The organism is Psychromonas sp. MME1, assembly GCF_041080865.1.
Classification (GTDB): domain Bacteria; phylum Pseudomonadota; class Gammaproteobacteria; order Enterobacterales; family Psychromonadaceae; genus Psychromonas.
In genome coordinates this window covers 2,630,093-2,655,131 of the sequence record NZ_CP160906.1, presented here as the reverse complement: position 1 = coordinate 2,655,131, position 25,039 = coordinate 2,630,093, and the positions used below count along the sequence as shown (strand labels likewise).

Here is a 25,039-nt window from a genome sequence, read left to right as displayed (position 1 = left end):
ATGGAGATAAAGCCGACAGTAGTAATAAAACCAGAAGACCTAACGGGACAAAGCCGTTTTGCATGGAATCTGATGATCAGCTGGATAAGTCAGTTAGTGCTGATTTTTTCTGGTTTTATTATGCCTCGTTTAGTCGATGAAAAAGTGGGGCAAGCGGCATTAGGTATATGGGATTTTGGCTGGTCTTTTGTTAGCTACTTAACGTTGGTTGGTTTTGGTATGGGGGCGTGTTTTAATCGTTATATTGCGATGCATCGAGCAGCAAATGAGATAAAAGATCTGAATAAAGTAGCTAATTCGGTTGTCTTTGTGCAATTAATTATTGCCTCTGTGGTAGTGACAACGACGGTTGTGTTTTATTTTTCCTTGCCATACTTTTTTTCTGAATCCTTGCAAGAGCACACTCATACTGGTCAATGGGTTATACTGTTTTTAGGGTTTAGTTTATCTATGCAGATGTTATCTGGCTCAGCACGAGGGTTATTAACAGGTTACCATCGTTGGGATATTCACAATAGCTTGCATGCCGGGGATAGTGTTTTTTCGTTGATATTAATGGTGCTTGCCTTATATTTCACTGAATTAGGTGTGGTGGGAATGGCGATTGGATACTTTATATCAACGGTTACTTTTGAAACGTTACGTTTTATTTCAGTTAAAAAAATATGTAAAGAGTTTACATTTAACCTACGTTTATCCAATTTTGCTACCTGTAAAGAGATGTTAAAATTTGGTATAAAAAGTATGTTATCAAATGTCCCCCCGATAATTTTGTTGCAAACAATTAGCATTATTCTAGTCAGTTCGATAGGTCCTGCTGCATTGGCTGTTTTTGCGAGACCAATGGCGCTTACCAAGCAAATAAAAACATTTATGGCTAAATTTACTTTAATGCTGACTCCTACTACTGGTGCTATGTTAGGGAGTAAAGATCCACAAGCAATTCAAGCGCTATTTATTAATACAACTAAATTAAGCTTTGCTTTTTGTTTACCGTCGCTAGGTTTTTTGTTTATTTATGGTGATCAAATACTTGCTTTATGGATGGGAGATGATTATGCCTCGAAGCATTTAATCATGATTTTATCGGCAGGTTTATTACTTTCAATGGGGCAAGATAGCTCAATCAGAATCCTAATGGGCATGAATCGACATGGTAGAATTTCAGTCATTGCATTATTGAGTCTAATGACGCTTTTTGTTATTGGTCTTTTATTTACAGGCGTTGGTAATTTAGCATTAACAACCGCTGCATTATTGTTTGTCGTGCCGATGAGCATAGTGTATGGGATCTTGGTGCCAACATATACCTGCCGTCAGCTAGGTGTACCTTATTTTTCATATTTATTGCAAAGCTTATTATTACCCATTTTTTACTTGTTACCGTTCTTTTCATTATTGTCTTGCTCTCGATATTACTTCGAGTTGAATCATTATCGTTACGCCTTATTTGCTTTTATTTTAGCCCTTATCGTGACCCTGTTTATTTATTTTATCTATTTGCTTCCTGCTGAACTACAGAGAAAATGTCTGTTTGCTTGTCGTAGAATTAAATTCGAATGGGGAAATAAACGTTAATGATAGTATCTTTACGAAAATACCCTTATCCCTATCAGGCAATGCTTGCGATTTGCAGTGATTTAGATGAAACACCAAATAAAGAGATCTATTTTGAGACTGCGCGTTATCTGAATACCACGGAAGATACGCTACTTGGAAAGGGCGTTGGTTTGGAGGTAGGTAATACAATCTATTTTGACATGCCTAAGCATAACTTTTCTTATACTAATACGGATGATGATGGGCGCTCTAAAATCCTTCAACTTATTCAATCGGGTCACATTGATTGTTTACATTCTTTTGGTGATTTCGTCACGACCCGAGCACAAATAGAAAAATACTGGTTTGAAATTCGACAAGGTGCGAGAAAAATTGAAGTATGGATCGACCATGCTCAAGCGACTAGTAATTTAGATAACGACATAATGCAAGGCCATGGTGCTGAAATAGGTGCGGATGCTTACCATGCGGATTTAACCATACAGTCAGGGGCTTTACCTTTTGTTTGGAAGGGACGGGTAACTAGTTGTGTTGCCCAAAATGCTAAGCGTAGTTACGCGAGTATTTTTAATCGTAAACAAGTTAAAGCATCAATTAAAACTATCCTGTTGGAGTTTATCAAGGGCTGGTTAGCACGTTTTGGTCATCGAAAATATGCCATGCATAAAGCCAATAAAGTATTAAGAAGAACCACCTTGATAGATGGCTCGCCTGTTTTAGAATTTCTGCGTTGTAACCCTTCATGGGGGGGCGTATCTATGTTCGATACCGCTCGCGGTATACATAATGTACTGACAGAGTCAGTTTTAAATACATTAGTTAATAAACAAGGGTGCAGTCTCTTTTATAGCCATTTAGGAAAAGTTTTTTCTGAACAAGCTCCCTTTTCTGAACAGACAAAAAAAGCCTTTGAGTTATTAGCTCGCTACCAAGGCCAACAAAAGATTTTGGTTACTACGACTCGGCGGTTATTAGGTTATCTGCGCACGACCGAAGAGTTAGATTTTGTGGTAAAGCAAGAGGGAGAAGAAACCCATATTTACGTCACCACAGACTATCATGGTGATGACCTTAGCGGGGTGACTTGGTATGTGGAAAAACCCGATAAAACACGTGTTTTTATCAATGGTGAACAATACGTAAATTTACAAATTAATCAACCTGATCAAACAAATCGCAGTAGCGTATCCATTGCTTGGGTACCGTTAAATTTTCCAAATAATTTATGATAATACAATGACAAATACAAATAATTCCTCTTCGTTGGGACAGCATATTTATAGGTGGATGATTAGAGTTGTACTCACTATTTATTACTGTTTACTGACCCTATTTAAAATCATGCCGCAAAAGAAGGTACCGAAAAAGGTAAAAATACTTGTCACGGGGACATTTTATTCAGATCACTGGCTAATTACTCATTTAAAACCCATGGCGAATGCCAGTAATTGCGCACAACTGACTATGGTTGCTGCTACTGAAGTGCCCGAAATAAATAATGTTCAAGGTGCCTACGCCCCCGAATGGTTACAAAAAATAACGGGTAAAGTCGGCGCTCGTTTGCTTTATTTTTCATGGATTGCGATTAAAGAAAGGCCCGATGTCTTAGTTGGTTTTCATATTTTAATTAACGGTCTTTTTGTTGCGTTGTTGGCAAGGTTAATAGGTGCAAAATCAATATATATTTGTGGTGGAGGCCCAAGAGAAGTGCAAGGGGGCGGCATTAAAACGGAGAATCGTATCTTTAACCGTATTGGTCAAGCTGATCTCTTTATTGAAAACTTATTACTAAAATCAATTAATACCATGAGTTTAATTGTCACGATGGGTGCTTCCGCTATTAACTATTTTCAAGAAAAAGGAATCACTGCGCCTTGTGAAATAGTACCGGGTGGATTTGATGATACTATTTTTTGTCCTGATGAGAATGTTAGCAAAATTTATGACTTGATATTAATTGGTCGTTTATCGGAAATAAAGCGAGTGGATCGTTTTCTGCTAGCGATAAAAAAGGCGCAACAAATTCTGCCTAATTTAAATGCTGTTATTGTGGGTGATGGTCCAGATAAAGAGGCTCTACAATATTTAGCAGAACGTTTGGAAATTGCTGAGAATATTCATTTTGCTGGTTGGCAGAATAATGTTCATGAATGGTTGCAAAAATCAAAATGTTTTTCTCTAACTTCTGACTCAGAGGGTTTGTCACAGGCTCTTATTCAGGCAATGATGGTCGGTGTGCCTGCCATTACTTCTGATGTTGGTGATCTTGGCGATTTATTAAAAGAGGGGAAAAATGGGTATCTAGTTTCCCCATTAACAGAAGATGCGTTTGCTTCTGCTTATATTAAATTTTTTGAAGCGCAAAGCTCGCAATTCGATTTCTCAAAACAAGCATATCAAGATACGCGAGAATTTAGCTTTGCACAGGTGGAATTACATTGGCATAAAATATTTTCTGAACTTCAAATTAAGAATGGGCTACAGCGTGATTAGAATTACATTATTAACTCTACTTATTGCCTATCTAAGTGTCTATGCATGGAGAGATTGGTTTCGTGCTGCTTGTTGGCTTGTGTTACTTATGGCTGTTTTTCAGCATCCTGATATGCCTAAAGCTATAGCAGGTGTCCCTGGTTTAAATCACTGGAATTTTTTGTTTATTAATACCTTTTTTTCTTGGCTTTTGCATCGAAAACAGCAGAATTTTACTTGGGATATGCCAAAAAATCTAAATTTTTTATTGTTTTTATATGGCCTAATTATTTTTATCAGCTTAGTCCGTTATTTGTCTGATCATAGTGGTGTCGATGAGTTGATGCAAGTTTATGGGTTAGAAGCGGATACTGGGCTAAGTGCTCTTAACGAGTACCTTTTCAACTGTTTCAAATGGGTTTTACCCGCAATGATTATCTTTGATGGGTGCCGTAATAGAAAACAATATGATTTTGCCGTCATTGCCTTAGCATTGATGTTTATTCTTTTGGCATTGCAGGTAATCAAAGCAATGAAATTTGGTTCATTAACAATGAGTGGTGAGAGTTTACAAAGGAGAGCTTTAAAAGTTATATCAAGAAGTGTGGGCTATCACCGTGTAAACATGTCGATGATGATGAGCGGTGCTTTTTGGTTGGTTTTTTGTCTAAAAGAATATGTAAGCAATAGGCGCTTTTTTTTATTTATTCTCCCAGCATGTCTTGTTATTTTAATTGCGATGGCAATGACTGGAGGGCAACCGGGTATGCAACATGGGCTGTTTTAGGTGCCATGTATTGTATTTTTAAATGGCGTAGATATTTATTTTTGGTACCCGTTATGTTTTTTGCCGTTTTGATCTATGCCCCTTCTACAGTTGAACGATTCATGTACGGGGTAGTTGAGCAAGATACCTCTTATGAAAGTCAAGTTAATCATATAAATTTTGATGAAGGAAATGCAGATCTTCACGCAGTGACTTCGGGGCGAGTTGTTGCTTGGCCATTAGTTTGGGAGTCTATAAGTGAGGCTCCTTGGTTAGGATATGGCCGAGAAGCGATGAAAAATCAAGGCATCACTCTGCAAATAATGCTTGAGCATGGTGAGGGCGAAAGTTTTCCACACCCTCACAATGCCTATTTGCAATGGCTTCAAGATAATGGCTTGATTGGTGCTATACCTGTTTTTTGGTTTTACTTGCTATTAGTTAGATATTCATGGTCATTATTTCGAGATGGCAGCCATAAAATTTATGTTGTAACAGGGGGAATGAGTCTCGCATTAATACTTGCATTTTTAATTGCATCTATTGGTAGTCAAACTTTTTATCCACGCGAGGGTGCTGTAGGAATGTGGGTTGCTATTGCCCTAATGCTCAGGGTTTATATAGAAAGAAAAGCAGTGCGTTTAGGAGAAAAAAGCCTTTTAGTTAGTGTGTCAGAAAAATAATGCGCAAAAAATGACCATTTTAGTGGCTAGATAATTGGTAAGTTATCATTACATGGTTATATTTAATAGGATGGTTACATTTAATTTTATGTTTATCTTTAATTAAATGTATTGTGGTACTGTTGTTACAAAGGGGATTAACATGTTTAAGAATTATTGCAAGGTTGGATTATTAGGTGTTAGCTTACTTTGTTCATCTACATTGGTTGCTGAAGATTATAAAGTGGGTAACGGTGTTCCAGATCCTATCAATACGTGGGCTCCGAATGGTTATGTAGGTGATATTGTTCATCCAATTACGGGTAAAGCACCTGCAAATTGGGCTGCTGCAAACGAACAAGGTTTGCTAAGTTATTATGTCGACTCAAGTCATCCTGATGCGACAAATACAAATAATGAGTTTGGTTCGCCGGATAAACCTCGTAAAACGATTATGGAAGGAACTTATGCAGCTGGGGCATATGTTGAAATTCATGGTGGACCATATGATGGTGGGGGACAATTAATAATTACTGCCGATGGAACACCCGATAAGCCTGTCTGGATTAGAGGGGTTGACCAAGATAATAGGGCTATAATTAGTGGTGAAACTATTATTAAGGGGCAATATGTCATTCTAGAAAATTTAGAATATAACCTGCCGAAAAAAAATGTAAGTTTCCGTAGTCATAATGGTAGCAACTTGCATCATGCTGTTATTCGTAATTCTGTATTTCGTGGTAATGGGGAGAATGTTGGTAATGCAGCTGCGATTGCAATTTATGGTGGGCTTGATAATAGGTTCCACGATTTAGTTGTTTTTAATAATGATATTTCTGCATTTGGCAATGATTTTGATGATGTTAATCCTGCTGATGGAGTATCTTCTGAAAACGACTACCATGGTGTTATTCCCAGATCTAATGTGGATAGAGTATGGATATTGCGTAATAAAATATATAATTTGGGCGGAGATTCCGTGCAGGTTGGCATTGCTTCTACAGCTGATGTGAATCGTCCGAGTTATGTCTATATTGCCGATAATGATTTTTATAGTAATCTAGAAAATGGCGTTGACGTTAAAGAAGCAAATAATACATTGATCATTAATAATAGAATATGGGATTGGAAAAAGCATAAAAATAACAGTTCCACGGGCGGAGCCATTATTATTCATAATGGGGCTAACAACACCTGGGTTATTAATAATGAAGTTAGTGATGCAGCGAGTGGTATTGCAGCGACAGATAGCTCATTAGATACATGGGTAATTGGTAACGTCATAAAAAATGTGCAGCACCCCGATTGGGATGTTGAGTGGGCAGGAGGTTTATATGATTCTGGTATGGCGATTCATTTCCGAGGAGGCTCTTCGGGTGGTGCTATTAATAATACCATTATTAATTATGATAAAGGTATAGAAGCTGCTACAGGTGAGTACGTATATATAAATAATATTTTATTTAATCGTAATAGCGAAATGGGCAATGATCTGTTTGTTGAGTCCACCCAGTCATCTAATTTAGTGAACAATAACGTAGTCTATTCTAAATCAGTCTCATTAAAACAGACTAATGTTACCTGTGTTGCCTGCCTATATGAAGATCCATTATTTTCTGATTTATCACAAAATGTATCGCTTGCATCTAATTCAGCAGCTATTGGTGCTGGTTTTAATATCCAAAGTTATCTAGATAAGTATAAGGATGTTTTTGGTGTGGAGTTAACTCAGGATATATATAAAGGTAAAAGAGTTGTTGGTGGGATTGACATAGGAGCAATGGAAGATCAAGATTCTCAGTCTGGTGGTGGCCAAGAAAAACCGTTATCACCAGAGATAATTAACATAGAAGTTAATTAATAAGGTGGATCTGGTTATTTATTTGAGGCATAAAAATTAGGTTATTATGGAAAATATTTACGTAAAATGGTTCCAAAGAAAAAGTAAATTATCACTGCTTGGGATTTTACCTAAGAATTTCGGGGATGACTTAAATCCCGTTATTGTTGAGGCTATTGCGAAGAAGAGAGCGGTTCGTTTAGATAAGCTCCCTAAGAAGATAATTAAACCTTGTCATTTAGTTATTGGAAGTATTTTGCATTGGGCAGATGAAAATACAATCGTTTGGGGGCCTGGATTTGCCGAAAAGGGCAGTAAAGTTATTTCCAAACCTATTGGGATTAAAGCGGTAAGGGGACCATTAACGCGTAATGAATTATTAAAGTCAGGGGTTGATTGTCCTGAGGTTTATGGTGATCCTGCTTTGTTATATTCTCGTTTATTTAGTGTTTCAAGTAAAAAGAGATATAAACTTGGCATCATTGCCCATTATGCCGAAGCAAAAAATAGCTTTTTTAAGGAGTGGTTAAAAATGCAAGTGAGGCACGCTGATGATATTAAGGTTATTAGCGTTGCAGACTCTGTTGCAAAAGTCATTGAAAGTATTAATGAGTGTGATTGTATTGCCTCTAGTTCGTTGCATGGGATTATTATCGCGGATAGCTATAACATTCCCAATGTGCATGTGAATTTCAACGGCTTTGTACCACATACTCAATTCAAGTTTTATGACTACTATCAGTCTGTAAAGAAAAGATATTCTGGGCCATTTATTATAGAGCGTACAACGACAATTAGCGATATTATCCAACAGGTCAATGGAGATGATATTAAAATCGATCTTGATTTATTGATGGAAAATTGTCCATTTAGGGCTAGCTAGTTACCCTTCATATTTGTTAAATGCTGCGTAATCTCTTTACGTAGCCTTTTTCCCGTTGCCTCCCAAGTATATCTATTTTTAATCAATTGGTATCCAGCAGAACCGAATTCTTCACACATCTTAGGATTAGACAATAGTATTGTTAAACACTCAGCCAGAGCTGTTATATCATCAGGATCAACTGTATAGCCATTTTCTCCACTGTGGACAAAATCAGGAATAGCGCCAATATTAGAAGCAATTATGGGTAATTTATTATTAAAAGCTTCAATAAAGACAATCCCAAAAGGCTCTAATCGTGTCGGTAAACAAAATACACTTGCCTGTTGATAATATTGATTAACTTGATCAAGTGGAATCCGTCCCACTATAGTGCAATTTTTAACATCTATTTCTGGTGAGCAACCCACAATTGTTAACGTGGCATTAGGTAATGTTTCCCTTACTTTTTTAAATGCTTCAACTAATTGCGGCCCGCCTTTACGCTCCCAAGCAACACCTAAAAATAGAATATTTTGTTTGCTATAACGCTCATGGTTAAGTTTTGTTTTGGCAAACCAGCATTACTCCCTACATATACGTTGCAAATCTTTTCTTTCGGACAGTTATAGTGTTCATACATTGATTTCGATACGTGATTACTCATAGTGAAATTGATAGCAGCATTGTTATAAACGCTTTTCTCAAGATTAATCCACTTTTGCGGGTAGAGTTTCTTGGGGGAAAATGCAGGATAATATAAATTTGCTAAGTGAGTGTGGTCTGTATAGAGAAAGTTTGCGATTCCTGGAAAGCTAACATCAAAAAAGGACTGAGTCTGAAAAGTAAATTCGTAACCTTTTTGTTGTATCAGCTGCTGTGCTTTCTCTCTTACTAAACGGAAAAAGAATTCTGTACGGTATACGCTGTCTACAAAGGTGCGCCTTTTGATTAAATCTGAAATGAAATAATCTTTAAAACAGGCGAACCAAAGTAGTGGATTTTTAATGCTAATTAAGTCTTCCCAGATATCGATAACTTCAATGTCATATTCTGGAAAATTTTCAATTAAAATATTTTTTACTTTCTCATTAGTATGAGAAAAACTCCCCATTTTGAAAAAGCCAATTTTCTTACTTTTCAGCATGTTAAATACCATTATTATTAAAATTACAATCTATTTTTACAACTTACTGAACTGTATATTGCTTCCATATTTTCCGACAATTTATAGGATGAAAATTTTTCTATTATAGTTTGCTGTGCATTATTCGAGAGTTCGTTTAGTAGATTGGGCTGATTAATTAGCCCTAAGATGTATTGGCTAAGTGAGTCAATATCATCTACAGCAACGATATAACCAGAGCTAGTGTGTTTTATTATCCTAGCATTATCTGATACGTCAGTTGCAATACAAGGTACACCACAGGCCATTGATTCTAGTACCACATTGGGAGTGCCTTCAAACAGTGATGGTAATACCGTAAAATCACAAGCAGGATAAAGACGTTCAACATCGTCTCTATTTCCTAAATAAATTACGTCTTGGGAAAAACCACTTTCCTGAATTAATTGTTTTAGTGCAACGGTATAATTATCTGAGCCATGTAGACCGCCATACAATACATCACCAACTAACAGCAGTTTAAAATTTACCCCTTGTTTTTTTACTTGTTGTAATGCTTTTATTAAAAATGGATGATTTTTTTGCTTTTTAAAACTTGCAAACATACCAATCACTTGAGCACTTTCTGCGATACCTAATTCAGCTCGAATATTTTGATTACTCTGTGGCTTGAATCTGTTTGTATCTACACCATTGTAAACGACGTGATATTTACTCTTAGGTTGACCAGTTTGTTTTGCATTAAATTCTGCACCACTTTGAGAATTAGCAACAATCGCATTGACTAGATGTTTGGTGAATATATAGGCGCGTTTTTGAATAGGCTTTAATGTGTAATTGGCATTACGTTCTGAGCCAATAATCTTTATCGAGGTAAATGATAGTTTGGCTGCTAATCGAGCGGCAATCTCTGCATCAAATAAGTAACTGTGTATGATATCATATGTTTGCGTATTAACTTTGCTAATTTAAATACGACGGAAAAATCAAATTTTGACTTTTTATGGATCACATATAAAGGAATATTACTATTAAATTGTTCTGCAAGCGGTGTGTATTGCGAAAGGGAGCAAACAGATACGCTAAATTTACTGTTATCAATGTTATTCACAAGTTCGACAATTTGTCGCTGTGCACCACCGAATTCCATATTGCTAATCACTATCAAGACGTTTGTTTTTTTTGTCATTTCCTATCTATGACCTCTGTAGTCGTTACTTTTTTCATGTTCAGTATTAATGAATGAGCAAGGTATTTAGCTAACCTATCCTGTGGTTGTATTTTTTCATTTAGATAGCGGCAGAGTGCTAAATTTGCTCTTGAGTGAACTAACTTTGGGCTTAAAAAACCATAAGTAAAAAAAACACTATCAGTAACTGCAAAACCACTCTTATTGAGTTGTAAGGTCAAGCTATCAATATCCCATTGTTTATGATATCCCTGAAAATGTATTTCATTATTAGAAGTAAATAGCCTTTTTAAAAGTAGTAATAGTTTATTTTCTAAATTTCTTAATTTTCTAAAGAATGAATGTTTATTGGGAACTGAAATGATTAACTGGCCATCATCTTGTAAAACACGGTTATATTCTGTTAATGCCAGCATGTCACTAGGGATATATTCTAATGTACCAAGAGAGATAATACATTTGGCAAACTTGTTCTCGAAGGGAAGTTTCGTTGCATCTGCAACTTGAAAATTGATGTTGTTGGTATCATTTTTTTGCGCTTGAGCAATCATATCTGGGGCAAAATCAATGGCGAAGGTTTCGCACCCTGTTGCCTTTTTAAATAACTGCGTACTATTACCTGTACCGCAGCCAACATCTAACAAGTTATCATCTTTATGTATCGTTGATGATTGCAAATATTGTAAGGCATATTTTGCTCTGACTTGTAGATCTAAATGTGATATTGACTGCGCTTCAATATTATAATATTCGGACCAGCTTTGGCTTTGTTGGTTAAATTGTTCTTGAGTGCGCTTTTTGCTCGAAAATGCTAAAAATGTTCTTTCAAATTTCCCTTGAGCGGTGTCAAAGGCGTAATTTGATTGATAGTATTGAAGGCAATTATGTGAATATAGTTGCCATTGTTTTTGGTTGGTGACTGTCTCTTTTAGCGCAGTAATTAATTCATCCTGTATTGCAGATGCAAAACCTAAGTTGAATGAGTTAATAAGATTATCAGGGTCAATAGTGCATATTGTTGGTACACCGTAACTCCATGCCTCAAGGTAAGTATTAGGAAAACCTTCATAAATCGATGTATTTAATAATACAGTGGCATCTTTGTAGATATCTGGCATCTCTTGTCGGCTAATTTTGCCTAAAAATTTTATATTTTTTAATCGCTTGGCTCTGGGCAAGGTGTGCGTAGTGTAGGAAAGGTTATGATCGGTCGGACCGATAATTGAAAAATTAATATCTGGTAATTTCTCTGCGATATCAATTAACCATTCGATACGTTTAACGGTTTGAATTCGGCCTACCCATATTACATTATTTGCTGAAAATTGATGCACGGGGTCGGCTTTTCCCTTTGGTGGTGTTCCTGGCATAGGCAGCATTTCAGCGTTGAGCTTATAATTTTCGTGGAGTAATTTTTTTTGTTTATTGGTTTGGCAAATTATTTTATTGGCATTTTTTAAGCCATATAGGAATAACCATTGGTCACGTTTGGTTGTGAGTTTGGTAAAAGGCGCTTCACAGTCTGCATCGCTAGCGACAGAATAAATAAAAGGTTTGTTATTAAACTTACACCAAATAGCAACTTGCCCTGTCACATACTCAGCGCAGTTCTGGTAATAAACATCCGCATTAGCAATTCGTAATGCTTTTATTAGAGAAGTCCAGCGAGGAGTAAAAAAACGCAGCATAGGTAAGCCATCACTAACTTTACATAGTTTTACAATCTTAATATTGTTTATCAACTCAATCTTGGGGCCTCCTTCATCCCAAGTGATTACTGTTACTTGGTGCCCATTTGTGGATAACCATTCGCTTAACAGAGCCGTTTGTCTCTCTACGCCACCAATATGGCCTGACTCTTCGCCAGTTAATGCGCCATAAGCGTAATGTGCAACTATGCATATCTTCATAAAGCCCTAACTATCCTAACGGTTGTTTTGTAAAAACTGACGTAATGCGGAGATCTTAAATAAAATTTTAAGTGGATTCTTGTCAGTAGGAAAATTGAAACGTTTTAATCGCATCATATTCTGACCGATTTTGTTTAACTGCGCATCGGTAGTTAATGCACATTGGTAGTATTTATTGACTAGTTTCTCTGTGGATTCATTATAACTATTGTCTGGATAACAAAAGGTATCACAAGGAGTTTTGAGTCGCCCTTCTATGTGACGCTTTGATTCTGATAGTTCGGTTTCTGCAATATTATTAGCAACTAAGGCTAATCTTGCATGATTTACAGTATGACTGCCAACTTCAAAATCAAATTGTTGCTGAGCTTGTTTTAGTTGTTGCCATGAGGCCAATTTGGCATGGTTGTCTTGCTCTATAATTTGGCTGAGAGCCTTACCCGTATATTGTTCTATTTGGATTGATAATTTTTCAAGGTAATCTCGCATGGTAGTATCACACTTGAATTCGAGTTTTATTCTGTTACGGAAGAGAGCATAGCTCTGTTTCAGCGCTTGCCGAGATGAACAATCGAATGTGAAGGGGTGGTGTAAAAGCTCGCTAGTAAATGTGCTCTCTTCAATTTGCTGCAATGCATAATCCAGCCTATCAAACCAAAATGGAATATTATTTTCGGTATGTTTAGTCGCAACAAAAATGGTTGGATAAATAGCATAATTAGCAAATATAGTAGCAGCTGCATCTATATTATTATAATAGCCATCATCTAAGGTGATAACTAAGCCATTATTAATAGGCGGAATTTTTTTCTGCAAAATATTGAGCGCAGTTGTTAGCGAGATAAATTGATAATGTTGGTTTAACGTTTTAAGTGTGAAATCGAGGTCTTTGCTGTTATGTGGTGTACGTAATGGTTGCCACGATGGTAAGGGAGAGTGGTCGCTTGGGAAAATGCTATGTAGATATAAAATCGTAATATTATGCCGATTAAGGTAATGGAAAAGTGAGAATATCCCGAGCTTAAAAATAAGCTGTAGCAATAGCGTTTTTATTAAGTCCATTTATTAAAATAAGCTCCATTAACCCGTTGTATTGCTTAAAAATTACTAGGTTTGATAATATCTTTTTGATAACAATTTAACAACAATTAAAGCCTTTATTAGTGATGTTATACGATTAAGGTCAATGAATTCGGTGCTTTTTATTTTCTGTGCCAAGCTTAAATATAAGGTATTAGAGATAGATAGTTTATCTTTTTACAAGACACATCAGTAATGAGTTCAGATATGTTTAAAAAAATAATAATAATATTGCTTGCCTGTGTTTTGATTATTTTACTTTTTGGCCATATACCTGATTTAATAGCACCACGACTTATTTGGGCTCTTTGGCCTATTGGGCATGTTGTCTGTTTTTCGTTGTTGGCTTGGTTATTAATTTCATTTAATACAAAGATAAAGAGTAGTAACAGTCAACGACAATTACTCATTTTATTGTTGGCTACACTTATTGTTGGCTGTGCTATTGAATTGATTCAGCCGCTTTTTTCTCGTAGTCGGCAACTTACGGATATTTATTATAATTTATTTGGTGCATTGGCTATTTATCTTTTTTTGGTGATTTTAGCAAGCCTCATCACGGAATGTTGATATTTCGTGTAATTTACATGTTAACATTTTTATACCTCTTGTTTCCCGCAATACAGGCTGCTAAAGACGAATATGCAATAAGAGTCGATTTTCCCATCCTTGCTAAGTTTGCTAGTGGGATCGAGTTAACCCGTTGGAAGTCTGATCTACCTCTTTCTATTGTTAATAGTGGTAAATTGCCAGTTGTCATGCATGAAAATGTTGATTTAATGAAAGCTATTTTTTCCTCTAAAGATGCTAGCCGTGTCGTTTTGCGATTTTTTGCTGGAGATTGGCAAGGCTACAAATCCATTAAGTTTTCATTTTTTAACCCTAACGATCATGTTCTGCAGGTGAGGTTAATTATGACGGATCGGGCTTATAACCAAGCAAAATCTAATCATAATGATAGATTTGGACAGTGGTTGATGATTAAACCGGGGTGGGGTGAATTTATTATCGCGTTAAACGATATAAAAAATGCACCAACAGAAAGAGAGATGGATTTATCAGAGATGTCTGGAGTTGATTTTTATATGTATCACTTGCAGCAGCCACTTGTTTTGTATATATCTAAAGTAGAGTTACTATCGAACTGATTGTAGTTCAGCCACAAAAAAGCTCGCCGTAGCGAGCTTTCAATCAGTTATTTAATAACAAGGTATTATTAAATAATCTTAGAAGTTGTATTGAATAGCTGCAGTAACTTGTTGCTCTTCATTTGCATCTTTAGCTACATCGCTTGAATCATTTCTGAATTCAATCCAAGTTTTAGCATTGCTGTTCAATTTGTATTGTAGACCTAGTTTAAGTGCTTCTGTAGGTGAATCTGTTCCTGCTAAAGTTTCCCATCCATCTTGTGCATCTTGAGTTGCATAACCCGTGTATACAGACAGACCAGTTGTTAATTCACTTAAATCGTAAGAAGCTACGAAGTCATAACCGTACAATTTATTGCTATCGTAGTCAGCCATAGCAAATACGGCACCTAAGTATAGCTCATTAATTGTGTATGCTGCAGATAGCGCATAGTTATGTTTGTCATCGTTTTGGAACTCTTCAAGATGGTAACCACCGTAAACAGCTAAACCGAAATCAAACTCATAACCTAATGTTAATGCATAAGAGCCGTCTAATTGACCTGCATCATTAACATCTTCTGGATTATCTGGGTTACCAATTTGGAAGGTATAGTTGTCATCTTGGAATTGGTAAGATGCACCTACATAAAATCCATCAAAAGAACCGTTATAGATAATTTGGCCTGGTTGACGACCATCTTCAATCGCAGTAAATGCTTCATAACCGTAAGTGTTGAAGATATCAGTGGCAGCTACCGCTTGGTAGAATGCTGTATCACTTTGACCAAATACCACTTGGCCATATTCAGCAGATGCCACGCCTACGTATAGGTGACGAGCTGTAAATTTAGATTCATTAGAATCGCCTTCAGATTCAGCATCAATTTGCCATTCGCCTTTAGCTACAGCTTTAAGGTCAGAAGTGATTACTGAACTAGCGTTGTAACCCATACGTGCTGAACCAACACCGTCTGTATCGCCATCATCATTTTTGATATCAAATTGCATACGACCGTATACGTCAGCAGAAACGCCATCAGCGTTATATACATTTGCAGCTTGTGCAGAGATTGAGCATAGTGCCGCTACTGAAGCAGCTAGAATAGTCTTTTTCATTTTCCATTACCTTATAAAAAATTAGTTGAGTAAATCATTCCATTAGTCCCTGTGTAATCGTGCTATGCCCGATCACTAAACATACATTATCTAAGCAATCACATTTTTGCAATAAAAATTTGAACTTTTTTAAAATCTATGAATCACTTGATTTTAAAGGGGTGTGCTCACTATGTTGACTTTTATTGACTCTTTTTATGTATTTTTATTGCCAATAACACCACAGGTCATGCCTGTTGTTGCGTTATTTTTTTATAGAAATCATGCCTCGAATTCGATTTTTCAACGTAATTAAAATCATTGTTTTGTTATCTTTTTCGTTGAAAAAAGAGTAACAAATTGAAAAATGTCCGATAATTAATTTCTATTTTTGTGATTTACTTCAATGTGATGTTTTGAGGTTTTTGACTATACGACAAGATTGTTACATTTTTATGACGTGATAAATAGGGGCATCATGGGGTACCCCTAATATGATAAATAGATACTTTTCTGGTGATAGGTTATTGCTAATTAAGAATAATTTCACGTACAAAACGGCTACCAAAATAGGCGAGCGTTAATAACGATGAGCCAATAATGGTGATATAGACCGTTAATCGACCACGCCATCCGTTGCGAAAGTGTCCCCAAAGTAACGTTGCATAAATTACCCATGCAATCATTGATAATATCGCTTTATGGGCTTTCCCTTGTGCGAACATATCATCTAAAAATATAAAGCCTGTGAGTAATGTGCAGGTGAGTAAAATAAAGCCAAAAAGAATAAATTGGAATAAGCTCTTTTCTAAGGTCATTAATGGAGGCATTGGGGTGGTCGTTAATGGTGCCTTATGATGTTTGAGACGCCAGTCTAAATAAGCGAGTTGTAGGGCAAATAAACTAGCAATGGTTAGCATTGAGTAGGCTAGTAGCGCAAAAATAATATGTGCACCAATCTGCGGATGTGTTTCGAGGTGAGTAATATAGTGGCTTGGTATATAGCTGACCGCGATAAAGTTAAGTACAGTAAATCCATACACAACAGGTAATAGCATGCCTGTATTTAAACGTTTCGCCGCAGACGTTGAAAGTAGCGAAATGATAAAAGTTATTAATGAAAGCACATTAAGCATCGGTAGATTCTGACCGTGCAATAAAAATATATGTTCATATAGCCAATTTGCATGGGCAGCTAATGCGATACCAATAGAGATAAAAAACGATGTTGGCAGGGCGCTTTGTGTTGAGAATAATTTTGATGTGCTAATGCCGCCTGCTGCAATGTAAAAAACAATGCTAATTAATGCAATATAATCCATATCAGCCTACTAAAATAATGACTTATAAATAGTAATTATACGCATAGCTTTGCCCTTAAAACAGTGTATTTGTGTGCTTTATTGAGCAAATTGTTATTAATACTATTTTGAAAAAGCAGAATTGCGTATAATCTAATTTTATTTTTAGCAACGAGAGCAGACCATGTTTGAGAATTTAACCGATCGACTGTCGAAAACCCTGAAGAATATCAGCGGTAAAGGACGTTTAACAGAAGATAATATTAAAGAGACCTTACGTGAAGTACGTATGGCTTTATTAGAAGCAGATGTTGCTTTACCTGTTGTTCGTGATTTTATTAAGGCATTAAAAGAAAGGGCAGTAGGTCAAGAAGTTGCTAAAAGTTTAAGCCCCGGTCAAGCTTTCATTAAAGTCGTCCAAAATGAACTTGAATTGGCGATGGGTGAGGTTAACGAATCATTAAATTTAGCAATACAGCCGCCAGCAATTTTATTAATGGCAGGATTGCAGGGGGCTGGTAAAACGACCTCTGTTGCTAAATTGGCGCGTTTATTAAAAACGCGAGATAAAAAAAGTGTGCTGGTTGTTAGTGCTGATATATACCGCCCTGCGGCAATTAAGCAGTTAGAAACATTAGCTGGCGAGGTTGATGTTGAGTTTTTCCCTAGTGATATTACGCAAGATCCAATTGATATTGCCAATGCTGCGATTGCACATGCGAAGAAAAAATTCATTGATGTGGTGATCGTCGATACGGCTGGTCGTTTGCATGTTGATAGTGCGATGATGGATGAGATTAAAGCACTTCATCAGGCCATCAATCCAATTGAAACGTTATTTGTTGTTGATGCTATGACCGGCCAAGATGCGGCTAATACGGCAAAATCGTTCAATGAAGCGCTGCCATTAACGGGCGTTATTTTGACTAAAGCCGATGGTGATGCTCGAGGTGGTGCCGCGCTATCTATTCGTCATATCACTGGAAAACCGATTAAATTTATCGGTATGGGTGAAAAAATAGATGCCTTAGAATCATTTTACCCAGATCGTATTGCATCGCGTATTTTAGGAATGGGTGATGTGCTTTCGTTAATCGAAGAAATTGAAACGAAAGTAGATAAGCAGAAAGCCGAAAAGTTAGCGAATAAAATTAAAAAAGGCAAAGGTTTTGACCTTGATGATTTCCGTGAACAGTTAGTGCAGATGAAAAATATGGGCGGTATGACCAGCATGATGGATAAATTGCCAGGTATGGGGCAAATACCTGATGCAGTTAAAAACCAAGTCAATGATAAAAGCACCAACCAAATGGAAGTCATTATTAATTCTATGACTAAAAAAGAGCGTGCTAAACCCGAAATAATTAAAGGTGGGCGTAAGCGCCGCATTGCAGCTGGCTCGGGGACGCAAATTCAAGATGTAAATAAATTGCTTAAACAATTTACGCAGATGCAAAAAATGATGAAGAAAATGTCTGCGAAGGGCGGAATGCGTAAAATGATGAGTGGCATGCAAGGCATGTTACCTCCTGGTATGGGTGGTATGGGTGGTATGGGGGGGATGGGAATGCCTCCCGGATTAGGTGCTTTTAAAAAGAAATAGCGATCTCTTATTGATCTGTTTATTAAGCCTCTTTCGTTGTTCATTCAACCAAGAGGCTTTTTATTTTTCGTTATTAATTAACGAAATCGAGCTGTTCAAGTCATCAAAAAACAGATCAAAGTGTGATTTTGATTGTTCTTTTGCTTAAGAAGAGTATAATTTTGCGGCTTTCTACAAAAGCTGGTGGTCAGAATGTTCTGACTAATGACGTTTAACAATAAAATAGAGGACGATATGGTAACTATTCGTTTAGCTCGTGGTGGCGCAAAAAAACGCCCATTCTACCAAGTGGTAGTAACTGATAGCCGTAGCCCGCGTGACGGTCGTTTCCTTGAGAAAGTAGGTTTCTTTAACCCTACCGCACAAGGTCAAGCAGAAAAAATACGTTTAGATACAGATCGTATCAACCATTGGGTTGGTCTTGGCGCACAGCTAAGTGATCGTGTAGCTAAATTAGTAAAAGATAACGCTGTAGCTGCATAATTGCAGTCTGGTGAGGAGACTTAGGTGAGCAAAGTAGCAGAGCCAATTGTAATAGGTAAATTTGGTGCGGTATATGGCATCAAAGGCTGGTTAAAAGTCCACTCCTACACCGATGATGCTGAAAGTATTTTTGAATATAAGCCGCTGCTAATGAAATCAAAGGGGCAATTTCAAGATGTTATTATAACGGATTGGAAACGCCACAATAATGGTTTTGTTGCAAAAGTAGCAGAATTTGATGTCAGAGAAGATGCCCAAGCCTTAGTGGGTTTGGAACTGTTTGTTGACTCAAAAGAACTTCCTGAATTGGAAGATGATTTCTACTGGCGCGATTTAATCGGGTGTCAGGTTCACACTGACAAAGGTTATCATTTAGGTGTTGTCACCGATATGATGGAGACAGGCTCGAATGATGTGCTTGTTGTAAAAGCCAACTCGAACGATGCTTTTGGACAAAAAGAACGGTTAATTCCGTTTATTGAACAGCAAGTTATTTCTAATATAGATATTAAAAATAAACTAATTGAAGTTAATTGGGAACCTGATTTCTGATTACCCTAGGAGATAAGCGATGTGGATTGGGGTTGTAAGCCTCTTCCCGGAAATGTTTCGGGCCATCAGCGAAAATGGGGTAACAGGTCGAGCGGTAAAGAATAAACTGCTCTCTATTGAGTGTTGGAATCCGCGTGATTTTACATTAGATAAACATAGAACGGTCGATGATCGTCCCTATGGTGGTGGCCCTGGTATGTTGATGATGGTGCAGCCTTTACAGGATGCCATTTTAGCAGCAAAGCAGGCCGCAAGAGAGGCAGGACATGAGGCAAAGGTTATCTACCTTTCTCCTCAAGGACAACGTTTAGACCATTGTGGTGCACAGTCCTTATCGAGCAGCGATGCGTTGATATTAGTGGCAGGGCGTTATGAAGGGATTGATGAGCGTGTAATCGAAAACTTGATAGACGAAGAGTGGTCTGTTGGTGATTATGTGTTAAGTGGTGGTGAGTTGCCTGCCATGATCTTAATTGATGCTGTGGTACGATTTGTACCGGGTGTTTTAGGTCATGTGCAATCAGCCGAGCAAGACTCCTTTGCGGATGGCTTGCTAGATTGCCCGCACTATACGCGTCCAGAGGTGTTAGATGGAAAGCAAGTTCCGAGTGTCTTATTAAGCGGTGATCATGAGAAGATTCGCCTGTGGCGATTGCAACAGTCACTGTTACGCACGAAACAGAGAAGGCCTGATTTATTAACTAACCTAGCTCTGACTGACGAGCAAGCAAAATTGCTTGCTGCACTGGAAAGTAGCTCCGACTAACTAGCGATGTTATTAGCTAACTAGGTATTAAAGGTATTAAAATGAGCAATATTATACAAGCAATTGAAAAAGAACAAATGCGTACAGATATCCCTAAATTTTCACAGGGTGATACTGTTGTTGTACGTGTACGAGTAAAAGAAGGTGGTAAAGAGCGTCTTCAAGCATTTGAAGGTGTTGTAATCGCGAAACGTAACCGTGGTTTACACTCTGCATTCACAGTTCGTAAAATTTCGAACGGTGAAGGTGTTGAGCGTGTATTCCAAACTCACAGCCCAATTGTAGGAAGCGTTGAAGTTAAACGTCGCGGTGTGGTTCGTCAAGCTAAACTATACTACCTACGTGAACTTACTGGTAAAGCGGCTCGTATTAAAGAGAAGCTTGGTAAGAAGTAATTTTTCAAATTGCTACCTTAGTCTGTTTGGTTTTATCTCAACAGACTTTAAAGAGGCTCGCCAATGGCGAGCTTTTTTTGTTTAAATTCCAATAATTATTATACCAATTCCGATAAATAGCTGATCTATTTTACTGGTTAAAACAACTTACTGCTGCGTTGTAATTTTCGCAAAGGGAATAACCATTTACGTCAAATTACGCCTTGAATTAAGCTGCTTTTCCTGCGCAAAATTTAGATCACATACTTACCGGAATTGGTATTAAAAGACGCGCTGATGACTAATATTATTTACCGTTATTTATTAATTTTTATTGCCTGTTTGTCCATCGTTCTCGGTGTGTTAGGTGTTTTTTTGCCCGTGTTACCGACGACCCCTTTTCTTATTCTTGCTCTCGCCTGTTTTTCACGTAGCTCTCCCTATCTGCATAAAAAGCTATTAACAACACCTTATATTGGTGAGGCTTGCAGGATTGGGAGGCCGATAAAAAAATAACTACATCACGCAAGAAAAAAATTTACTTAACGATATTGGTTACTTTTTTAATCTCCATATTACTCCTAAAAGGGCATCTGTTATTGCAACTTTTGCTACTGCTGATTCTTACCCTGTTGCTGCTTTTTATTGCTCGCATTCCTGAAAAATAGCGTTGTCTTTTTATCTTACAAAATGCATGTGGCTACTCTCTATACAAGGGTTAAATACGGGTAAAGTGACAATAAAACGTGTGAATTGGTTCTCCTTTGATTCGATGTCAATAAATCCATGGTGACGGTATATAATTTCTGAGCTAATGGTTAACCCAATACCTAGTCCGAAATTACCTTCTCGCTTGGTTGTGTAATTAAGATCAAATATTTTACTGCGTATCTTTTCTGGTATTCCTGGGCCGTTATCTTCAATGATTACTTGAATGGTAGGTGTTTCACCAAAGGGTTGGTCTTTTGTTGATATCTTTAATATTCCCTTGCCGGGTGTACTTTGTTTAGCATCAATCGCATTAGCGATAATATTAGTCCAGACTTGTTCGATCTCAATCGGGTGACAATCTATTTTGGGGATATTTTGATACTCTTTTATTACTTCATAGTGTTTTAGTTTGTTTTCAAAGATGATAAGCGTTTCTTCTAATCCCTCATGAATATCGGCCGTTACGGTTTTATCGTTATCTTGTCCTGCATAATGTTTTAAACTTTTCACTAAATCTGAAATACGCACAGCACAAGCGTTGCTATTGCGTAAAATAGTACCAACCTGGTGAAATTGGTCCAGCACAGCGATACTTTCATGTAAATTACGCCCCGCTATAAGTGGAATTTTTGATTCGTCTAAATTCATATTAACAAGCTGCTTAGCCAGTTTTTTGTCATTCATCTTATTCATTAATATTTTTGTTCGTTGACGAATTTCTGATGTAGAAAGTGGTGTGAGTGTTAAACCTTGGCGTAGTGTGTGACGTGCTAAATTAGAAAATTCGCCTTCCTGATTGCAATGCAATAAGGATAATATAAGCGTAGTGAGTCTGTCTGAACCACGTAATATAGCAGCAACCGGATTATTTAATTCATGTGCAACTCCCGCCACTAATTGTCCAAGAACAGCCATTTTTTCGCTTTCGACGAGTTGATTCTGTGCCGCTTCTAAAGATTTTAATGTCTCTTGTAATGCTAATTCTGTCGAAATACTATGCTGTAAACGACGATTGAAATTACGCAATAATAAATTAGTAAAGGGAGCAAGTAATGCTGAGTTCGATTGCATTATTTGTGAAAAAACCGCTTTATCAACTTTAATTACTTCGCTATCGACAAGGGTAATACCTGTACTAAATGCAGCTTCACCCGTTAAAAAAGACATACCGCCGACCATCATGCCTGCTTGCATTACCGTGATGTCTTGACTTTCTCCGTGTGCATTACGTTTTTTAAGTAAGACTTCCCCTTTTGTGATAAACCAAAGAAAGTTATTTTTTTCACCTTCGCGAGTTAATATGTGATTCGCACTGTATTTTCGCCAAACTATATTCTCATCTTTTTTTCTAGAATTTTATACAAAAATTCAATGACTAAATGGGATAGTTCGGAGTCACTATATAAAGAGTAATCGAGAAATTTTTCTTGGAATTGGTGGCTTAATTTGCTCTCTGTTTGTTTTAATATAACTTCATCTTTCCCGCTATTATCGCTTGATTGTAATCTGTTACTGCATTTATTTATGATACTTTTGTTGTAATCAATTATTTGCGCATTAATAATTTTTTGTAGTACCTTTGTGTGGTAAGGGAGTGCTAAAAAGTAGTTGCATTGGGCAATATTGATGCTATCGACTAATTGTTTGCGGTTGCTTCTCTTGCATAAATGATTTTACGGATGGCCTGATATTTTTCATTTTGCCAAATGGAGAGGGGGTTAGCTGATATTAATTTTTGTGAGCATAAAATTAGTGCTACCTGTGTATATTGTTGTGACAGAAAAAGATCGGCCTGTTGTAAATCAGTTGCTGTACTGATAGCGAATGCTTCTGTAAATAATAGTTGTAAGTCATGTCGCAATTGAGTGAGACATTGTTGATCATTGTCGATACATAATATAGTTAACATAGCAGATAGTCCTGATAGATGAACGTTTAAGTATAGGTTTCTGAGTGGCATCTGTAAGAAGCTCTTTTTTATCCTATGATCTAAGTCAAAAGTCGTTATCTGTATTCATGGAAAATGTGATTTTACGATGAATATGGTAATCTTAATGTTTATCTAAATTATCTTAAAACTAGAAGAGAGATCCTATGAAAATAACATTACCAGAATATGAGAGTGCGCAGGTTTTAGTTGTTGGCGATGTTATGCTTGATAGGTATTGGCAGGGGCCGACTGGGAGAATTTCTCCAGAGGCGCCAGTGCCTGTAGTTAAAGTAGAATCGATTGAAGAACGTCCTGGAGGTGCTGCGAATGTTGCTCTTAATATTGCAGCTTTAGGTGGAAAGGCGACTTTAATTGGTTTAGTCGGAAACGATGAAGCTGCTAATGCATTAACAAGTGGCTTAAAATCAGTTCATGTAAAGACGGATTTAGTTACCTTAAATGACTTTCCTACCATCACTAAGTTACGCGTACTTAGTCGCCATCAACAATTATTGCGTTTAGATTTTGAAGAAGGATTTCATGATATTGATAGCGCTTTGATATTAGATAAAATGCAAGTGAGTCTTGATAATGGCTTACGTGTTGTTATTTTTTCAGACTATGACAAAGGTTCTCTCACCGATGTACAAAAAATGATTCAATTGGCTAAAAATGCTGGTGCGATTGTATTGGTTGATCCTAAAGGTACTAATTTTGAAAAATACCGTGGTGCGACATTATTAACTCCTAATTTGGCTGAGTTTGAGGCGGTTGTTGGTCATTGCAAAAATGATCAAGAATTAGTCGATAAAGGCTTAGCATTAATCGAACAATATGAATTACAAGCGCTTTTGGTGACACGTAGTGAGCATGGCATGACATTAATTCGCCGTGGCCACGAGGCATTTCATCTGCCAACTCAGGCCCAAGAGGTTTATGATGTTACTGGGGCTGGGGATACGGTTATTTCAGTATTAGCAGCATCATTAGCCGCGGGTAGTTCATTCGAACATGCCTGCACACTTGCCAATGCTGGCGCAGGGGTTGTAGTGGGTAAAATAGGTACGTCTACGGTGAATACTATTGAACTTGCCAATGCCGTTTATAGTCAGCAAGAGATTGGTTTTGGTGTGCTTAGTCAAGAGCAGTTACAGCTAGCTGTTAAACTGGCACAGCATCGTGGTGAAAAAGTGGTTATGACTAATGGCTGTTTTGATATTTTACATGCGGGGCATGTTTCCTATTTAAATACAGCTAGAGAAACGCAGGGAGATTGATTGATTGTTGCTGTTAATAGTGACCAGTCTGTACGTGGTTTAAAGGGAGAGGGGCGTCCCGTTAATCCTGTTGATAGAAGAATGGCTGTTTTAGCCGGACTTGGGGCAGTTGATTGGGTTGTTGAGTTTAGTGAGGAGACCCCACAACGTTTAATTGCACAAATATTACCCGATTTGCTTGTTAAAGGCGGGGATTATAAACCTGAGGATATTGCAGGGGGCGCTGAAGTCATCGCAAATGGTGGTGAAGTAAGGGTTTTACAATTTAAAGACGGTTGTTCAACGACAGAAATAATTAAAGCTATTCGCAATCACCGCTAATAATAGGTTTTAGCTATTAATTTTTTAAA

Annotated in this window: 25 protein-coding genes and 1 pseudogene; 16 read left to right on the top strand and 10 right to left on the bottom strand. The window is 37.2% G+C overall.

The annotated features are described in order from the left end of the window. From AB2N10_RS12165 to AB2N10_RS12135, 7 genes are all read left to right on the top strand, one after another. On the top strand, positions 1 to 1,578 hold the full coding sequence (locus tag AB2N10_RS12165; protein WP_369433905.1) for a lipopolysaccharide biosynthesis protein: 1,578 nt from the start codon (positions 1 to 3) through the stop codon (positions 1,576 to 1,578). Then, positions 1,578 to 2,789 carry a hypothetical protein gene (locus AB2N10_RS12160; protein WP_354622646.1) on the top strand — a complete coding sequence of 404 codons (1,212 nt, stop codon included), beginning with the start codon at positions 1,578 to 1,580 and terminating at the stop codon, positions 2,787 to 2,789. The genes AB2N10_RS12165 and AB2N10_RS12160 overlap by 1 nt, the downstream gene beginning before the upstream one ends. 7 nt (positions 2,790 to 2,796) lie before the next feature. After that, complete coding sequence (locus AB2N10_RS12155) at positions 2,797 to 4,053, top strand: glycosyltransferase (RefSeq protein ID WP_354622645.1); 1,257 nt, start codon at positions 2,797 to 2,799, stop codon at positions 4,051 to 4,053. Then, on the top strand, positions 4,046 to 4,819 hold the full coding sequence (locus AB2N10_RS12150; RefSeq protein ID WP_369433904.1) for a hypothetical protein: 774 nt from the start codon (positions 4,046 to 4,048) through the stop codon (positions 4,817 to 4,819). The genes AB2N10_RS12155 and AB2N10_RS12150 overlap by 8 nt, the downstream gene beginning before the upstream one ends. A 53-nt stretch (positions 4,820 to 4,872) precedes the next feature. Further along, positions 4,873 to 5,481: an O-antigen ligase family protein gene (locus tag AB2N10_RS12145; RefSeq protein WP_369433903.1), complete on the top strand. Its 609-nt coding sequence runs from the start codon at positions 4,873 to 4,875 to the stop codon at positions 5,479 to 5,481. A 142-nt stretch (positions 5,482 to 5,623) separates the two neighbouring features. Further along, positions 5,624 to 7,321 (top strand): right-handed parallel beta-helix repeat-containing protein, encoded by a 1,698-nt coding sequence (locus AB2N10_RS12140; RefSeq protein ID WP_354622643.1) that lies wholly within the window; start codon positions 5,624 to 5,626, stop codon positions 7,319 to 7,321. A gap of 46 nt (positions 7,322 to 7,367) precedes the next feature. Next, on the top strand, positions 7,368 to 8,183 hold the full coding sequence (locus AB2N10_RS12135) for a polysaccharide pyruvyl transferase family protein (protein WP_369433902.1): 816 nt from the start codon (positions 7,368 to 7,370) through the stop codon (positions 8,181 to 8,183). Here AB2N10_RS12135 and AB2N10_RS12130 read toward each other — a convergent pair. From AB2N10_RS12130 to AB2N10_RS12105, 6 genes are read right to left on the bottom strand one after another with little or no spacing between them, the layout of a single operon-like run. Continuing rightward, positions 8,180 to 8,695, bottom strand: a complete 516-nt coding sequence (locus tag AB2N10_RS12130) for a glycosyltransferase family 4 protein (protein WP_369434675.1) — start codon at positions 8,693 to 8,695, stop codon at positions 8,180 to 8,182. The two genes, AB2N10_RS12135 and AB2N10_RS12130, sit on opposite strands and share 4 nt — an antisense overlap. Next, a complete protein-coding gene (locus AB2N10_RS12125; RefSeq protein WP_369433901.1) occupies positions 8,683 to 9,309 on the bottom strand; it encodes a hypothetical protein in 627 nt (208 codons plus the stop codon). The genes AB2N10_RS12130 and AB2N10_RS12125 overlap by 13 nt, the downstream gene beginning before the upstream one ends. Positions 9,310 to 9,332: 23 nt before the next feature. After that, on the bottom strand, positions 9,333 to 10,196 hold the full coding sequence (locus AB2N10_RS12120) for a glycosyltransferase family 4 protein (protein ID WP_369434674.1): 864 nt from the start codon (positions 10,194 to 10,196) through the stop codon (positions 9,333 to 9,335). Then, the gene (locus AB2N10_RS12115; protein WP_369433900.1) at positions 10,181 to 10,477 is read right to left on the bottom strand and encodes a hypothetical protein; all 297 of its coding nucleotides are present in this window, start codon (positions 10,475 to 10,477) and stop codon (positions 10,181 to 10,183) included. The genes AB2N10_RS12120 and AB2N10_RS12115 overlap by 16 nt, the downstream gene beginning before the upstream one ends. Next, positions 10,474 to 12,387, bottom strand: a complete 1,914-nt coding sequence (locus AB2N10_RS12110) for a methyltransferase domain-containing protein (RefSeq protein ID WP_354622639.1) — start codon at positions 12,385 to 12,387, stop codon at positions 10,474 to 10,476. Before AB2N10_RS12110 ends, AB2N10_RS12115 begins: the two co-directional genes overlap by 4 nt. A 15-nt stretch (positions 12,388 to 12,402) precedes the next feature. After that, the gene (locus AB2N10_RS12105; RefSeq protein WP_354622638.1) at positions 12,403 to 13,449 is read right to left on the bottom strand and encodes a polysaccharide deacetylase family protein; all 1,047 of its coding nucleotides are present in this window, start codon (positions 13,447 to 13,449) and stop codon (positions 12,403 to 12,405) included. 225 nt (positions 13,450 to 13,674) lie between these two features. On the opposite strand from AB2N10_RS12105, the gene AB2N10_RS12100 reads away from it, so the two are divergent. Together AB2N10_RS12100 and AB2N10_RS12095 are read left to right on the top strand one after the other, a co-directional pair. Beyond that, on the top strand, positions 13,675 to 14,037 hold the full coding sequence (locus AB2N10_RS12100) for a hypothetical protein (protein ID WP_354622637.1): 363 nt from the start codon (positions 13,675 to 13,677) through the stop codon (positions 14,035 to 14,037). Between the two features lie 17 nt (positions 14,038 to 14,054). Continuing rightward, positions 14,055 to 14,615, top strand: a complete 561-nt coding sequence (locus tag AB2N10_RS12095; RefSeq protein ID WP_354622636.1) for a hypothetical protein — start codon at positions 14,055 to 14,057, stop codon at positions 14,613 to 14,615. Positions 14,616 to 14,693: 78 nt separating this feature from the next. On the opposite strand, the gene AB2N10_RS12090 is transcribed toward AB2N10_RS12095, so the two are convergent. Next, complete coding sequence (locus tag AB2N10_RS12090; RefSeq protein WP_354622635.1) at positions 14,694 to 15,713, bottom strand: porin; 1,020 nt, start codon at positions 15,711 to 15,713, stop codon at positions 14,694 to 14,696. A 509-nt stretch (positions 15,714 to 16,222) separates the two neighbouring features. Next, positions 16,223 to 17,014, bottom strand: a complete 792-nt coding sequence (locus AB2N10_RS12085) for a cytochrome c biogenesis protein CcsA (RefSeq protein WP_354622634.1) — start codon at positions 17,012 to 17,014, stop codon at positions 16,223 to 16,225. Between the two features lie 163 nt (positions 17,015 to 17,177). On the opposite strand from AB2N10_RS12085, the gene ffh reads away from it, so the two are divergent. The 6 genes from ffh to AB2N10_RS12055 all read left to right on the top strand — a co-directional run bounded on the left by ffh (position 17,178) and on the right by AB2N10_RS12055 (position 21,287). Then, the gene (ffh, locus tag AB2N10_RS12080) at positions 17,178 to 18,596 is read left to right on the top strand and encodes a signal recognition particle protein (protein WP_354622633.1); all 1,419 of its coding nucleotides are present in this window, start codon (positions 17,178 to 17,180) and stop codon (positions 18,594 to 18,596) included. 234 nt (positions 18,597 to 18,830) lie between these two features. After that, on the top strand, positions 18,831 to 19,079 hold the full coding sequence (rpsP, locus tag AB2N10_RS12075; RefSeq protein ID WP_354623460.1) for a 30S ribosomal protein S16: 249 nt from the start codon (positions 18,831 to 18,833) through the stop codon (positions 19,077 to 19,079). 24 nt (positions 19,080 to 19,103) lie between these two features. Beyond that, positions 19,104 to 19,631, top strand: coding sequence for a ribosome maturation factor RimM (gene rimM, locus AB2N10_RS12070; protein ID WP_354622632.1), 528 nt, complete (start codon positions 19,104 to 19,106; stop codon positions 19,629 to 19,631). 19 nt (positions 19,632 to 19,650) lie between these two features. Beyond that, entirely contained in the window at positions 19,651 to 20,397 is a 747-nt protein-coding gene (trmD, locus tag AB2N10_RS12065; RefSeq protein ID WP_354622631.1) for a tRNA (guanosine(37)-N1)-methyltransferase TrmD, read from the top strand. A 41-nt stretch (positions 20,398 to 20,438) separates the two neighbouring features. After that, positions 20,439 to 20,792 (top strand): 50S ribosomal protein L19, encoded by a 354-nt coding sequence (gene rplS / locus AB2N10_RS12060; protein WP_354622630.1) that lies wholly within the window; start codon positions 20,439 to 20,441, stop codon positions 20,790 to 20,792. Between the two features lie 276 nt (positions 20,793 to 21,068). Then, the gene (locus tag AB2N10_RS12055; protein WP_369433899.1) at positions 21,069 to 21,287 is read left to right on the top strand and encodes a YbaN family protein; all 219 of its coding nucleotides are present in this window, start codon (positions 21,069 to 21,071) and stop codon (positions 21,285 to 21,287) included. Positions 21,288 to 21,449: 162 nt separating this feature from the next. Here the strand turns inward: AB2N10_RS12055 and AB2N10_RS12050 are convergent, their stop codons facing one another. Both AB2N10_RS12050 and AB2N10_RS12045 read right to left on the bottom strand, forming a co-directional pair. Next, entirely contained in the window at positions 21,450 to 22,784 is a 1,335-nt protein-coding gene (locus AB2N10_RS12050) for an ATP-binding protein (protein ID WP_354623459.1), read from the bottom strand. 334 nt (positions 22,785 to 23,118) lie between these two features. After that, positions 23,119 to 23,391 carry a hypothetical protein gene (locus AB2N10_RS12045; protein ID WP_369433898.1) on the bottom strand — a complete coding sequence of 91 codons (273 nt, stop codon included), beginning with the start codon at positions 23,389 to 23,391 and terminating at the stop codon, positions 23,119 to 23,121. Between the two features lie 185 nt (positions 23,392 to 23,576). Between AB2N10_RS12045 and hldE the strand changes: the two are divergent. After that, positions 23,577 to 25,010 (top strand): annotated as a pseudogene (gene hldE, locus AB2N10_RS12040) (bifunctional D-glycero-beta-D-manno-heptose-7-phosphate kinase/D-glycero-beta-D-manno-heptose 1-phosphate adenylyltransferase HldE). Positions 25,011 to 25,039: the final 29 nt, after the last annotated feature.